Annotated in this window: 13 protein-coding genes and 1 pseudogene; 2 read left to right on the forward strand and 12 right to left on the reverse strand. The window is 55.0% G+C overall.

Translation table 11 applies throughout. The features are described 5' to 3' along the window. Window positions 1–98 precede the first annotated feature (98 nt). The 5 genes from glpX to QSJ10_RS14870 form a co-directional block, all read right to left on the reverse strand. Window positions 99–1,061 carry a class II fructose-bisphosphatase gene (glpX, locus tag QSJ10_RS14850; protein WP_053532731.1) on the reverse strand — a complete coding sequence of 321 codons (963 nt, stop codon included), beginning with the start codon at window positions 1,059–1,061 and terminating at the stop codon, window positions 99–101. A 34-nt stretch (window positions 1,062–1,095) separates the two neighbouring features. After that, window positions 1,096–2,382 (reverse strand): UDP-N-acetylglucosamine 1-carboxyvinyltransferase, encoded by a 1,287-nt coding sequence (murA, locus tag QSJ10_RS14855; protein WP_053532730.1) that lies wholly within the window; start codon window positions 2,380–2,382, stop codon window positions 1,096–1,098. A 102-nt stretch (window positions 2,383–2,484) separates the two neighbouring features. Beyond that, window positions 2,485–3,126: a fructose-6-phosphate aldolase gene (gene fsa / locus QSJ10_RS14860; protein ID WP_033008413.1), complete on the reverse strand. Its 642-nt coding sequence runs from the start codon at window positions 3,124–3,126 to the stop codon at window positions 2,485–2,487. A gap of 93 nt (window positions 3,127–3,219) precedes the next feature. After that, window positions 3,220–4,083 carry a class II fructose-bisphosphate aldolase gene (locus tag QSJ10_RS14865; RefSeq protein WP_049626035.1) on the reverse strand — a complete coding sequence of 288 codons (864 nt, stop codon included), beginning with the start codon at window positions 4,081–4,083 and terminating at the stop codon, window positions 3,220–3,222. Window positions 4,084–4,235: 152 nt separating this feature from the next. Beyond that, window positions 4,236–4,598 carry a response regulator gene (locus QSJ10_RS14870; RefSeq protein WP_049624645.1) on the reverse strand — a complete coding sequence of 121 codons (363 nt, stop codon included), beginning with the start codon at window positions 4,596–4,598 and terminating at the stop codon, window positions 4,236–4,238. 122 nt (window positions 4,599–4,720) lie between these two features. Between QSJ10_RS14870 and QSJ10_RS14875 the strand changes: the two genes are divergently transcribed. Further along, on the forward strand, window positions 4,721–5,242 hold the full coding sequence (locus QSJ10_RS14875; protein WP_049626034.1) for a DUF2529 domain-containing protein: 522 nt from the start codon (window positions 4,721–4,723) through the stop codon (window positions 5,240–5,242). Window positions 5,243–5,299: 57 nt separating this feature from the next. Here the strand turns inward: QSJ10_RS14875 and pyrG are convergent, their stop codons facing one another. From pyrG to QSJ10_RS14890, 3 genes and pseudogenes are all read right to left on the reverse strand, one after another. Then, on the reverse strand, window positions 5,300–6,931 hold the full coding sequence (pyrG, locus tag QSJ10_RS14880; RefSeq protein ID WP_033017339.1) for a CTP synthase: 1,632 nt from the start codon (window positions 6,929–6,931) through the stop codon (window positions 5,300–5,302). Between the two features lie 158 nt (window positions 6,932–7,089). Then, window positions 7,090–7,647: a DNA-directed RNA polymerase subunit delta gene (gene rpoE, locus QSJ10_RS14885; protein WP_033017340.1), complete on the reverse strand. Its 558-nt coding sequence runs from the start codon at window positions 7,645–7,647 to the stop codon at window positions 7,090–7,092. A gap of 119 nt (window positions 7,648–7,766) precedes the next feature. Beyond that, a pseudogene (locus QSJ10_RS14890) lies at window positions 7,767–8,621 on the reverse strand (methylmalonyl-CoA mutase); the annotation flags it as partial. Window positions 8,622–8,888: 267 nt separating this feature from the next. On the opposite strand from QSJ10_RS14890, the gene cls reads away from it, so the two are divergent. Then, window positions 8,889–10,079, forward strand: a complete 1,191-nt coding sequence (gene cls, locus QSJ10_RS14895; protein ID WP_033010745.1) for a cardiolipin synthase — start codon at window positions 8,889–8,891, stop codon at window positions 10,077–10,079. Window positions 10,080–10,328: 249 nt separating this feature from the next. Here cls and QSJ10_RS14900 read toward each other — a convergent pair whose 3' ends face one another. The 4 genes from QSJ10_RS14900 to QSJ10_RS14915 form a co-directional block, all read right to left on the reverse strand. Then, window positions 10,329–10,496 (reverse strand): XapX domain-containing protein, encoded by a 168-nt coding sequence (locus QSJ10_RS14900; protein ID WP_033010756.1) that lies wholly within the window; start codon window positions 10,494–10,496, stop codon window positions 10,329–10,331. Window positions 10,497–10,577: 81 nt separating this feature from the next. Continuing rightward, a complete protein-coding gene (gene argS, locus QSJ10_RS14905; RefSeq protein WP_049624643.1) occupies window positions 10,578–12,251 on the reverse strand; it encodes an arginine--tRNA ligase in 1,674 nt (557 codons plus the stop codon). A 4-nt stretch (window positions 12,252–12,255) separates the two neighbouring features. Next, window positions 12,256–12,687 (reverse strand): YwiB family protein, encoded by a 432-nt coding sequence (locus QSJ10_RS14910; protein ID WP_033010742.1) that lies wholly within the window; start codon window positions 12,685–12,687, stop codon window positions 12,256–12,258. Window positions 12,688–12,941: 254 nt separating this feature from the next. Next, window positions 12,942–13,319 (reverse strand): cytochrome-c oxidase, encoded by a 378-nt coding sequence (locus tag QSJ10_RS14915; RefSeq protein ID WP_080985699.1) that lies wholly within the window; start codon window positions 13,317–13,319, stop codon window positions 12,942–12,944. Window positions 13,320–13,323: the final 4 nt, after the last annotated feature.

Raw genomic sequence — 13,323 nt, forward strand, 5'->3', positions numbered from 1 at the left:
GCCGGCGCCGCCAAGACGGATGGAAAGGAAAGCCGCGGGATTGTTGTCGTTTGATTCCAATGAGCGGTGTAGGCGCTCCGGCCCGTCGGCGGAACGTCTCACTTAAAGACCAAATTCGGTTTTTTCTTCAAGCTGTGCCGCCCTTCGATAAAGCGGACGGTGCCGGATTTGGCGCGCATGACGACCGAGTGGGTGAGGCCGTACGCCCCCTTGAGCTGAACGCCGCGCAACAGTTCGCCGTCCGTGACGCCGGTGGCGGCAAAAATGGCGTCGTCCCCTTTCACCAGGTCGTCCATGCGCAGCACTTTGTTGACGTCAATGCCCATTTTCTTGCAGCGCTCGAGCTCGGCCTCGTTTTGCGGCAGCAGTTTTCCTTGCAGCTCGCCGCCGAGGCATTTTAACGCAACCGCCGCGAGCACTCCTTCCGGCGCGCCGCCCGAGCCGAACAAAATGTCAACGCCGGTATGGTCGAACGCCGTGTTAATGGCGGCGGCGACATCGCCGTCATTGATGAGCTTAATGCGGGCGCCGGCTTCACGCAGCTCATGAATGAGACGCTCATGGCGCGGACGGTTGAGAACAACCGCGACGACGTCTTCAATATCTTTGTTTTTCGCCTTCGCCACCGCTTTTAAATTGTCGATGATCGGCGCCTCAATATCAATCATGCCGACCGCTTCCGGGCCGACGGCGATTTTCTCCATGTACATATCGGGCGCATGAAGCAAATGGCCGTGGTCAGCGACCGCGACGACCGCCAAGGCGTTCCAGCCCCCGGACGCGACGATGTTCGTCCCTTCAAGCGGGTCAACGGCGACGTCAACGCGCGGACCGTAGCCGTTGCCGAGCTTCTCCCCGATATACAGCATCGGCGCTTCGTCCATCTCCCCTTCGCCGATGACGACCGTCCCTTTCATCGGCACGGTGTCAAACACATCGCGCATCGCCGACGTCGCGGCGTCATCAGCCTCATTCTTTTTCCCGCGCCCCATCCAGCGGGCGGCGGCAAGCGCCGCCGCTTCGATGACGCGCACGAGTTCCATCGATAAGCTTCGTTCCATCGTCGTTCTCCCTCTCCCCTTTGTCGACTGGACGTTACGCGTTTTTCACTTGCTCGATTTCTTCATCGGTCATTTTTTCGCGCCAAATGACGGCGCCGAGTGCGGACAGCTTCTCGACTAAGCCGCTGTAGCCGCGGTCGATATGCTCGACGCCGGTAATTTCCGTCACCCCATCAGCCATCAGTCCGGCAATCACAAGCGCGGCCCCGGCGCGCAAATCGCTCGCCTTCACTTTCGCCCCTTGCAATTGGACCGGGCCGGTGACAATGGCCGAGCGGCCTTCCACTTTTACGTTGGCGTTCATGCGCCGCAGCTCATCGACGTGTTTGAAGCGGGCGCTGTAAATGGTATCCGTGACGATGCTTGTGCCGTTCGCTTTTGTCAATAAGGCGGTAAACGGCTGCTGCAAATCGGTTGGGAAACCGGGGTAGACGAGCGTCTTGACGTCAACCGCTTTCAAAACATCAGAGCCGCAGACGAGAATTTGGTCTTCTCCCGTCTCGACGCGCACGCCCATTTCGCGCAGTTTGGCCGTCAGCGATTCGACGTGCTGCGGGATGACGTTGTCGACGACGACTTCATTGCCCATCGCTGCAGCGGCAATCATGTACGTGCCGGCTTCAATCCGGTCCGGAATGATGGCGTGGCGGCAGCCCGATAATTTTTCGACGCCGTCGATGCGGATGACATCGGTGCCTGCGCCTTTAATTTTCGCGCCCATGTTGGAGAGCAGCGTCGCCACATCAATGATTTCCGGCTCTTTTGCCGCGTTTTCGATAATCGTCCGCCCTTTGGCGCGCACCGCCGCCAGCATGATGTTGATCGTCGCGCCGACGCTGACGACGTCCAAAAAAATGCGGGCTCCGCGAAGCTCCTCAGCGCGCAAATAGATGGCGCCCTGCTCGTTCGTAACGGTGGCGCCGAGCGCTTCAAACCCTTTAATGTGCTGATCGATCGGGCGCGGTCCGAGGTGGCAGCCGCCCGGCAGGCCGACGACCGCTTTTTTGAAGCGTCCGAGCATCGCGCCCATCAAATAGTAGGAGGCGCGCAGCTTTTTCACCTTTCCGTTCGGAAGCGGCATGGAAACCATGTTCGTCGGGTCGATGACCGCCTTCTTGCCGTCAAATGAAAACGAACCACCGATTTCTTCGATCAAGCTTCCTAAAATGCGCACATCGGAAATGTCCGGCAATCCTTCGATCGTCACCGGCGACTCGGCCAAAATCGCTGCCGGAATCAAGGCGACCGCGCTGTTTTTCGCGCCGCTCACTTTGATTGTTCCCTGCAGCCGATCCCCGCCGATGATTTTGATTTTATCCATCGTCGTCTCCCTTCTTTGCTCGGAAGTGGCTTCACCTTTCGGATGAGAAGACAAGGCCGGGCGGGGTGAGCCCGCTTGCCTTTAGAGGCAAACGCCTTATTTTCATTGTTGCCGATTCCAGTCGGCAAGAAACTTCTCGATTCCTTGATCGGTGAGCGGATGGTGGAACAATTGCATCAGCACTTTGTACGGGACGGTGGCGATGTGCGCCCCGCGCAACGCTGCTTCCGTCACATGGTGCGGGTGGCGGATCGAAGCTGCGATGATTTCCGTTTCGATGCCGTGAATGTTGAAAATGTCCGCAATCGTGGAAATGAGCTCTAAGCCATTATGGCCGATGTCATCGAGGCGGCCGAGGAACGGAGAAACGTATGTCGCGCCGGCGCGCGCCGCCAATAGCGCCTGGTTGGCGGTAAACACGAGCGTCACATTCGTTTTAATGCCTTTTTCGCTGAACGTTTTTACCGCTTTTAACCCTTCCGGCGTCATCGGCACTTTAATGGTAATGTTCGGAGCGATTTTCGCCAGCTCTTCTCCTTCCTCAATCATGCCGGCCGCATCGGTCGAAATGACCTCGGCGCTCACCGAACCGGAGACGATGGATGTAATTTCGCGCAGCCGGTCATGGAACGAAACGTTTTCTTTCGCCACTAAGCTCGGGTTGGTCGTGACGCCGGCCAAAATGCCGAGCTCATGGGCGTGTTTAATTTCTTCCAAATTGGCGGTATCAATGAAAAATTTCACTACGTATCCCTCCTTGTCATTATTTGGACGCAGGCAGGCAAGCCCGGGTGACGACCGAAAGCTGCCTGCCAGGCCGATCTTGCCGTTTGCTCGTTATTGCGCCGCTTTTCCGGACGAGCCGAATTCACGCATTTTGCCGATGACCGTCGCTTTGATCGCGTCGCGGCCCGGACCGATAATTTTGCGCGGATCATAGACGTTCGGGTCTTTGGCAAGCAGTTCACGGACCGCTTTGGTAAAGGCGATTTGGTTTTCCGTATTGACGTTGATTTTCGATGTGCCAAGGGAAATGGCGCGCTGAATTTGTTCAGTTGGAATGCCGGTGCCGCCGTGCAAAACGAGCGGAATGCCGGTCAAATCGCGGATTTGCTCCATTTCGGCAAACCCGAGCTTCGGCTCCCCTTTGTACGGGCCGTGCACCGAACCGAGCGCCGGAGCAAGGCAGTCGATGCCTGTCCGTTTGACAAGTTCTTCACATTCTTTCGGATCGGCGTAAATGACGCCTTCGCCGACGACGTCATCTTCCTGCCCGCCGACAATGCCGAGCTCGGCTTCAACCGAGACGCCGCGCGCATGGGCGTACTCTACGACTTGTGAGGTAATGCGGACGTTTTCCTCAAACGGATGATGGGAGGCGTCAATCATGACCGAGGTGAACCCAGCATCGATCGCCGCTTTGCATTTTTCAAAGCTCGAACCATGGTCAAGATGGATGGCGACCGGAACGGTGATGTTCATGTCTTCCATTAAGCCTTTTACCATGTTGACGACCGTTTTAAACCCGCCCATGTAACGAGCCGCCCCTTCGGAGACGCCGAGAATGACCGGCGATTTTTCTTCTTCGGCGGCCGCTAAAATCGCTTGCGTCCATTCCAAGTTGTTGATGTTGAATTGGCCGACCGCATATTTGCCGCGCAGCGCCTCGTTGAGCATCTCTTTCATCGATACTAACGACATGGTTCCATCCTCCTTAGTTGATTATCGTCTTTGTCGCCATGGCGAAACATAGGCCGACAGGCGCGAAATGCATCTACGTTAATAAGCATACCAACTTGCCGGCAAAACAGCAACCATTCCCTTCGTTAGTGCAGCTGACACAAAAAAGAGCTTTACGAAGAAAGATGGCTTTTGACGGCGGCGCGCAAGTCGTCGATGTCAAATGGCTTGGCAAAATGCATGAGCACCCCAAGCTCTTTCGTTTCCTGAATCATATCCAGCTCGCCGTACGCGGTCATAATGATCACTTTGATGTCCGGGTCGATGTCTTTGAGCCGCTTTAAAATTTCAATGCCGTCCATGCCGGGAATTTTCATATCGAGAAGCACGAGGTCGGGATGGTGTTTGCGGACGATTTCCAACGCCTGCATGCCGTTGGCCGCCTGATAAGTCACGTACCCTTCCCGCTGAAACACTTCATTTAACAAGATGCGGATGCCGTACTGGTCGTCGACGATTAAAATTTTGTTTCCCACATTTATGCACCTCTATTCCCTGTTTTCTCCCTATTAATGTTTCGCATTTCCTGAACGTATTTCCTGCTTGCTTTTCGGATCATTACGGATTTTGTATAATGGCGGAGAAAGGAGGCCAAGTGATGAAAATTTTGGCGACGCAAACGATCGGGTTGCTGCAAAAAATCGCGGCGGACGAGGAGTGGGCGCTTGAGGACGGGGCGCGTCTGCTCGCCCAGGCGGTCGTCGGCGACGGGCGCATCTGGCTGTACGGAGCAGGCGAATTGGACGCGGTTGTCACCGCCGCGCTTCTCGGTCCGGATCGGCTGCCAAAGGCGGCCCGCATCGAATCAAGGGAAGTGGGCGATTGGAACGAAACGGACCGGGCGCTCGTATTCGCCCGTTTTTCCAACGACAACGAAGCGATCCGCCTCGTGGAACAGCTGCAGGGGCACGGCGTTGATACGGTTGCCGTCTCAGCGCTCGTCAAAGACGAGCCGGGCTTGGCGGAGCTGGCCACTGTCCATATCGACAGCAAACTGTCCCGCCCGCTCGTGCCGACGGAAGACGGGCGTCGCATCGCCATGCCGACCGTGACCGCCGCTTCGTTCATCTACTATGGGCTTGTCGTGTTGCTTGATGACATTTTGCAAGAATATGCCTAAAAAGAGAGGGTGTCCCGTTGCGTTGGGACACCCTCTTTCTTGCTGCGCCGCCGGAGGCTATACCGTCCCCTTGCCTAGGGCGTCATATCCTTCTTTTGATTGCAGCGCCGCTTTGACAAACTCGCGGAAGAGCGGCTGCGGCCGCGTCGGGCGCGAGGTGAATTCAGGATGGAACTGCGCGGCGACAAACCACGGATGGTCTTTCAGCTCGATAATTTCCACAAGCCGTCCATCCGGGCTCGTGCCGGAGAAGACGAAGCCATGCTCTTCTAATAGATGGCGGTATTGATTGTTGAATTCATACCGATGGCGATGGCGTTCGTAAATGACTTCATCGCCGTACGCAGCGTAGGCGAGCGTTCCTTCCTGCAGCTTGCACGGATACAGGCCGAGGCGAAGCGTGCCGCCTAAATCTTCGACATCCTTTTGCTCTGGAAGCAAGTCGATGATCGGATGCGGCGTATTCGGGTCAAACTCGGACGAATGGGCGCCAGACAACCCGACAACATGGCGGGCAAATTCAATCGAGGCGAGCTGCATTCCTAAGCAAATGCCCAAAAACGGCACGCGCTGCTCGCGGGCGTAGCGGATCGCCTCGATTTTCCCTTCCACGCCGCGGTCGCCAAACCCGCCCGGAACCAAAATGCCGTCCGCGTCTTTCAGCAACTCCGCCACATTGTCGCGCGTGACGTGCTCCGCATTCACCCATTGGATCTCAATGCCCGTATCAAATGCATAGCCGGCATGGCGAAGGGCCTCGACGACCGAAATGTAGGCGTCCGGCAGTTCAACATACTTGCCGACGAGGGCGATTTTCGTCGTTTTCGACAAGTTTCGCACTTTCTCGACGAGCGCTTTCCACTCCGTCATATCTGCTTCACGGCAGTTGAGGCGCAAATGTTCACAGACGATTTGATCGAGCTTTTGTTCTTGAAGCATAAGCGGCACCGCATAGAGCGTGTCCGCATCGCGGCACTCAATGACTGCCTTCGGGTCGATGTCGCAAAAGAGAGCGATTTTGTCTTTCATCTCTTGCGGCATCGGCATTTCTGTACGGACGACGATGACGTTCGGCTGGATGCCGAGGCTGCGCAGTTCTTTCACGCTGTGCTGCGTCGGCTTCGTTTTCATTTCCCCGGCTGCCTTGATGTATGGCACAAGCGTGCAATGAATGTACATGACATTTTCGCGGCCGACGTCGCTTTTGATTTGGCGGATGGCTTCCAAAAACGGCAACGATTCAATGTCGCCGACCGTACCGCCGATTTCCGTAATGACGACATCGGCGTTCGTTTCCCGGCCGGCGCGGAAGACGCGCTCTTTGATTTCGTTCGTGATGTGCGGAATGACTTGCACCGTGCCGCCGAGGTAATCGCCGCGCCGCTCTTTGCGGATGACGGCGGAGTAGATTTTCCCGGTCGTGACGTTGCTGTATTTGTTCAAATTAATATCGATGAACCGCTCATAATGGCCTAAGTCCAAATCCGTTTCCGCGCCGTCATCGGTGACGAACACTTCGCCGTGCTGATACGGGCTCATCGTTCCCGGGTCGACGTTAATGTACGGGTCGAACTTTTGAATCGTCACGTTCAGGCCGCGATTTTTCAAGAGCCGCCCGAGCGACGCAGCTGTGATCCCTTTCCCGAGCGAAGAAACGACACCGCCCGTCACAAAAATGTATTTCGTCATTTTGTCTTCCCCCTTGCCGAAGTTACAATAACAGTGTTTGCGAAAGGGCAAATAAAAAATGCTCCACTTACCATATGTAAGGGAGCGACTGATGAATTCGTCCATTTTTCAAGAGCCCAACACACATTGTACTGAGTTCCTCAAACAAAGTCAAGCGGTTATTCGTCTTCCTCCGCTTCCTCGAGATCCAGCTCTTCGTCAAGCGGTTCATCGTCCAAATCAAACGGTTCGTCGTCGAGAATGTCCTCATCATCAAAAGCAACGTCTTCGTCCAGATCGAATTCCTCGTCTTCGAGCAGCTCTTCGTCGTCAAGCTCGAGCTCTTCCTCATCGTAGTCATCAAGATCGTCGTAATCGAGATCCTCTTCGTCAAGCAACTCTTCGTAATCATCGTATTCATCATCAAGCGCTTTTTTCTTCTTCGGCTTGACGATCGTCACCGTTTCGTCTTCCGTCTGGTCAAACGGATACCACGCACGCAGCCCCCAGACGTTTTCCCCAACGCAAATAAACCGCCCGTCGATGTTTAAATCGGTATAATATTGGGCAAGCCGCGCGGCGATGTCGTCTTCCGCCATGCCGGTTAATGCCGCGGCTTCGCGGACGATTTGGTCGAACGGCAGCGCCTCGCGCTTGTCAAGCAAAATGAGGTTCACCAGTTCGACGAACGACATCTCCTGCAATTCCTCTGGCGAGTATTGCTGCTGCAGGCTCAAGTTCAGCACTCCCCTTCTATATAATGAAACAAATGAATGCAAGTGGAATACATACCATTCATTATAAACAAATTGTCGGGGTTTATGCTACATATTTGGCGAAAAAAGCAAAAGAGAGGTTCGGTGACAATTTCTTTGTCCCGCACTTTTGTCACGAATGTCTTCGCCGCATATTTCGCTTTCGTCTCTTCCCATGTCGCCAAAATGCGCTTCGATTCGGGCGTCAGCTTCGCTTCGTAATCGGCTTTGAGCGTTTCGAGCGCGCGGATCACGTCTTCAGCTTCGTCCCGTTCCTTCGCCGCTTCGATGGCCCCTTCGATTTGGAAGAGGCGTCGGGCCACCTCGACTTGCTGCTCGGCGCGGCGGTGGTACGAGCGGACCGTCTCCGCAATTTCGCGCAAATAGTAGCGGCGCTCATTCGGGATGATGACGTTATGCTTTTCAACGTTGGCAACGGTTTTCAAATTCGTCTTCCAGTTCGTTCCCGTTTTCCGGTTGATCGTATCGACAAGTGCGACAAAAAGCGTATTCGTGCCCGGGTCGTTAAACTGGCTGGCGATCGTGCCGTATACCGGCATTTCCGATAGATCACGGTCAAACAGCTGATGGCTTCGTTGATACTGCTTCTGCACTTGCCGTTTTGCATCTTCCGAGCCTTTGCGTTCAAACTTGTTAATGGCGATCAAATCGGCGTAATCGATCATATCGATTTTCTCAAGCTGCGTTGGCGCTCCGAATTCGCTTGTCATCACATACATCGAAACGTCGCATACTTCGGTAATGGCGGCATCGCCCTGGCCGATCCCGCTCGTTTCGACAATGACGAGATCAAAACCGGCCGCTTTGACGACCGAAATGGCGTCGCGGATCGCCGGCGACAGCTCAGAGCGGGAATGGCGCGTCGCAAGGCTCCGCATATAGACGCGCGGCGAATGGATGGCATTCATCCGGATCCGTTCGCCTAACAGCGCCCCGCTTTCCACGCAGGTGCGCAAAATATGCTCAAAAATGGCTGGTTTCCCCAACCCGGGAAAACGCGCCAGCGATGAGCGAGGCGCCCGGTTCGCTCCATGTCGCTTCCTCGCCATGCCAAATCATGCTCATGCCGTTGCCGGGCCCGTGCAGCGGAACGTCAAGCAGCGAAGAACGCGGACAGGTCGGAAGCGGGTGTTCGCTCTGCTATTTTTGCGCGTTGTAGGACACATTAATAAGTACTGAAGCGACGCACAGGAGGGAAAAATATGCTCATCATTGCCGTTATTGTGATCATATTCGCACTCGTTTATCTTGATGACAAGCTTGGCCGGCTGATCCTCCGCAACGGGCGCAAAAAAGTCGTGTACCCAAAGCGGCGGAGCGATATGGCCTTGTATGTGAATGGACGGCATTTATTTGCCGATTATTTTGCCGAGCTGCGCCGCGCCCGCGATCATATCCATATTTTGTTTTATATCATCAAGCATGACGAAACGACGGCGCCATTTTTCCAACTTTTAAAGGAAAAAGCGGCGGAAGGGGTGGAAGTGCGCTTGTTGACGGACTGGGTCGGCAGCCTCGGGTTGCCGAAAACGCTCATCCGTTCGCTGAAGGCAAGCGGTGTCGAATTCGCCTACGCCCGCCCGCCGCGCTTTCCGTTTTTCATTTACCGCCTCAACCGCCGCAACCACCGAAAAATTACGGTCATCGATGGAAAGGTCGGGTATATGGGCGGTTTTAACATCGGCCGCGAATACAGTGGAAAGGACGCTAACATCGGAGAATGGCGCGACTATCACTTAAAAATCAGCGGAGAAGGGGTGCACGACTTGCAAGAACAATTTTTGCACGATTGGGAGGAGGCGACGGGCAAAACCGTCGCTGACAAACGCCGCTACTTCCCACCCCTTCACGCCGGCGCCATCCGCCACCAGCTTGTCGCGACTGACGGCGCCGCGCTTGAAGAGCAGTATATCGATGCGATCCGGCAGGCAAAACGAGAAATTATGATCGGCAGCCCCTACTTTATCCCGAGCCGGCCGTTGTTTGACGAGCTTATGCGCGCGATCCGGCGCGGGGTGCGCGTCACGGTCATTGTGCCGCTGCGGGCGGACCATTTATTTGTCCGCGAGGCCGCTTACCCGTATTTTTATCAAATGCTGAAGGCCGGAGCGCGCATTTACCGCTTTTACCAAGGATTTTACCACGCCAAAACGATTGTCGTCGATGAGGAATGGTGCGATGTCGGCACCGCCAACTTTGACCGGCGCAGTCTGTTTCTCAACGGCGAAATCAACTGCTATGTATTCGACCGCGCGTTCACGCAGGTGGTCAAGCGGGCGATCCAACGCGACCTGACGCGTGCCGAGCCGCTGACGCTCGATTTTTGGCGGAAGCGTTCGCTCCTTGACCGCGGCAAAGAATCGATTTCCCAGCTGATTTCCGCCTGGTTGTAGGCAACACGAAAAAAGCCGGCGATGTTCATCACCAACCCGCCTAACAGCGGCTTTCCCCGAGGAGGAACTTGGAAAAATCAGCCTTTTTTCGTGCAAAACCCGGCGCTTGGACGAACGCCCGGACAAAAGGGCAAAGGAATCCCGGCCGAAACCGCCAAACAAAAAACCCGGCCGGCTCCATGTTGGCGATGTGAGATCGCTGCAGGCGCCGGCCGGGATTGAATCAGTTGGCCATCCTGTATCTTCTATTCATTTCCAAAACAATGTCAACCATTGAAACAGCCGCATCCCAAGATACACTCCAACAATGCCGGCAATGCCAGCCAACGCCGGAGGGGCCGGAATCGGCAGGCGGAACAGCGTGAACAAAAAACCGACAACGATGCCGGTGACAAGCGACAGCACCACTTCTTTCACAAGCAAATCCTCCATCGTTGTTTTTCCTTATGATGCCCAGACAAAAAGGGAAGTAGTCGCTTCCCTCCTTTGTTGCATCTGTTACATTTGTTCCGGGGCGGAAACGCCGATCAACGCCAACGCGTTTTTCAGCGTAATTTGCACCGCCTTCACCAACGCGAGGCGGGCTTTCGTTTTTTCGATGTTGTCCAAATCAAGCACTTTTTCCGCGTTGTAGAAGCTATGGAGCGCCGAAGCCAGCTCAAACGCATAGGCGGTGACGCGGTGCGGCATCCGCTTGAGCGCTGCCTCGGCGACGACGTCCGGGAAGTCGCCGAGCACTTTGAGCAGCTCGATTTCTTTTTCCGTCTCCACTAAATGATGCAAAGCGAGGTCGCCTTCGTACGACACGTTTTGCTCTTCCGCTTGGCGGAGAATGCTTGAGACGCGGGCATGCGCGTATTGGACGTAGTAAACCGGATTTTCATTCGACTGCGACACGGCCAAGTCCATGTCAAAATCCAAATGTGTATCACCCGAGCGCATCGCAAAGAAATAGCGGACGGCATCGACGCCGACTTCTTCCATCAGCTCGCGCATCGTCACCGCCTTGCCGGTGCGCTTGCTCATTTTGACGCGCTCGCCGTTTTGGTATAAGTTCACCATTTGGATGATTTCGACTTCGAGCGCCTCCGGATCGTAGCCGAGCGCGGCGATCGCCGCTTTCATGCGCGGAATGTAGCCGTGGTGATCCGCTCCCCAAACGTTAATCAGCTTGGTAAATCCGCGCCGCAGCTTGTCTTGGTGGTAGGCGATGTCCGGAAGCAAGTACGTATACGTGCCGTCCTGCTTAATTAAGACTCGGTCTTTGTCGTCCCCAAACGCCGTCGAACGGAACCATGTCGCCCCGTCCTGCTCGTAAATGTAGCCGCGCTCGCGCAAAGTGGAAAGCGCTTCGTCGATTTTGCCGCTTTCATAAAGCGATGTTTCCGAGTACCAGACGTCGAACGGAACACGGAATGCGGCCAAATCTTGTTTAATTTTGTCGAGCTCATAACGAAGGCCGTATTCGCGGAAGAAAGCAAGCCGTTCCTCTTCATCGGCGTGGACGAACCGATCGCCATATTCCTCAGCAAGTGTTTTGCCGATTTCGACAATGTCGTCGCCGTAATAGCCGTCCTCCGGCAACGGCATATCGACACCGAGCGCCTGGAAATAGCGGGCTTCGACCGATTTCGCCAAGTTGTAAATTTGCTTGCCGGCGTCGTTAATATAGTATTCGCGCGTCACGTCAAACCCGGCTTTCGCCAAAATGTTGCAAAGCGAATCGCCGACCGCCGCGCCGCGGGCATGGCCCAAATGCAAGTCGCCGGTCGGGTTGGCGGAGACGAACTCGACTTGCACTTTTTCCCCGTTGCCGACGTTCGATTCGCCATACGCTTGTCCCGCCTGCAAAATCGCCGGCACGACCGCCGTCAAATAGCGGTTGTCCATGTAAAAGTTAATAAATCCCGGCCCCGCCACCTCAATGCGCGCCACCGATACGCGCTCGCGATCAAGCTGCCCGACGATGGCTTCGGCAATCGCCCGCGGCGGCTTTTTCGCAATGCGGGCAAGCTGCATGGCGATGTTCGTCGAGTAATCGCCATGCGTCTTGTCGCGCGGCACCTCCAGCAAGACGTCCGGCAGCTCATCAGCCGAAACGAGCCCGGCTTTCACCGCCGCCTGGCGAATTTCTTCTTTCAGCTGTTCTTTCATTTGTCCGACAATGTTCATCGGCTTATACCCCCTTAAATGTCAACGTCAACGTATGGCGTCCGCTCCGCTCGTTTTGCAAGAAAAGCTCGTAGGAGAGAAAGAGCCGCCCCCGCTTCCGCTTATCGTCATAGTGAAACTCGATCGCATCCGTTTTCGCCGCCATCGCCCACCGCCCAAACACCGTTCCGTAATGGCCCGGCGTTTCTTGCCGGCGGCGGAACGTTTGCCGCATCTCGACCGCTCCGGAGCGAAGGATGGTCACCTCGTCAGGCGCGATTTTCACAATGTTGTTCACCCGCCCGAGTTCGTTTTCCTCCTCAAACTGCAAATAGCCTGTTTCCCCTTTTATGTAATACACCCCGTCCGCCTCAAGCACAACCGTCTCTTGGCGCGGACCGTCGCGAATGACAGCCACTTGGCGGAGGCGCGCCGGGATGCCGTTTGTTTCCTTCATATCGATGAACACACCTTTGCGAACAAACAGTCATAGTTTATAGTATAATGAACTGTTCCGCTCCATTCAAGAGGGGACAAACCCGATGGCAGATTTCCGCTCCAGTGGGCAAAAAAAGGGCTGGCCCAAAAGGTTGTTTTTCCTTAAACAAAACACAACATATCGTTATCTTAATGATTGTTTTATGCCTACATACGGTAATAAGAAAAGGTGTCCCGATCCTTTTGGGACACCCTCTTTGTTCCATCGGTATTTTATGATGACGCCCGAACATTTTTTAGCACGTTAATAGCAAAAAGAATGACACCTATCACGACGAGCACCCCGCCAATCGCTGTCACCGGCACGAACGCTTCGTTACCGTAAACGACGAAAATGAGACCGATCATCATGACCGGCAGGCCGATATTGTGCAGCCAGAAATGCACTTTCGCCCATTTCGCCGCCGCCGCTTGTGGAAATAAATGATAGATGATGCCAGCAAGCGTCAAGGCCGTCCAGCCAAGCAAGTTGATATGGACATGGACCGGGGTCAGCGCAAACGAATGGGTCATCGACATGCCAAGCCCAATACAGACGCCAATGACAAAGTACACAACAGAAATTTTGATCAGCTTCACGCCCATCTTCATTCCC

It is taken from the genome of Geobacillus stearothermophilus ATCC 12980 (assembly GCF_030369615.1).
Classification (GTDB): domain Bacteria; phylum Bacillota; class Bacilli; order Bacillales; family Anoxybacillaceae; genus Geobacillus; species Geobacillus stearothermophilus.

What these genes read in the sequence shown, in the direction of transcription:
- QSJ10_RS14910 (WP_033010742.1), bottom strand. Translation starts at nt 12,687, where the DNA reads ATGAAGGAAACAAACGGCATCCCGGCGCGCCTCCGCCAAGTGGCTGTC.
- argS (WP_049624643.1), bottom strand. Translation starts at nt 12,251, where the DNA reads ATGAACATTGTCGGACAAATGAAAGAACAGCTGAAAGAAGAAATTCGC.
- murA (WP_053532730.1), bottom strand. Translation starts at nt 2,382, where the DNA reads ATGGATAAAATCAAAATCATCGGCGGGGATCGGCTGCAGGGAACAATC.
- glpX (WP_053532731.1), bottom strand. Translation starts at nt 1,061, where the DNA reads ATGGAACGAAGCTTATCGATGGAACTCGTGCGCGTCATCGAAGCGGCG.
- QSJ10_RS14915 (WP_080985699.1), bottom strand. Translation starts at nt 13,319, where the DNA reads ATGAAGATGGGCGTGAAGCTGATCAAAATTTCTGTTGTGTACTTTGTC.
- pyrG (WP_033017339.1), bottom strand. Translation starts at nt 6,931, where the DNA reads ATGACGAAATACATTTTTGTGACGGGCGGTGTCGTTTCTTCGCTCGGG.
- cls (WP_033010745.1), top strand. Translation starts at nt 8,889, where the DNA reads ATGCTCATCATTGCCGTTATTGTGATCATATTCGCACTCGTTTATCTT.
- QSJ10_RS14875 (WP_049626034.1), top strand. Translation starts at nt 4,721, where the DNA reads ATGAAAATTTTGGCGACGCAAACGATCGGGTTGCTGCAAAAAATCGCG.
- QSJ10_RS14865 (WP_049626035.1), bottom strand. Translation starts at nt 4,083, where the DNA reads ATGTCGTTAGTATCGATGAAAGAGATGCTCAACGAGGCGCTGCGCGGC.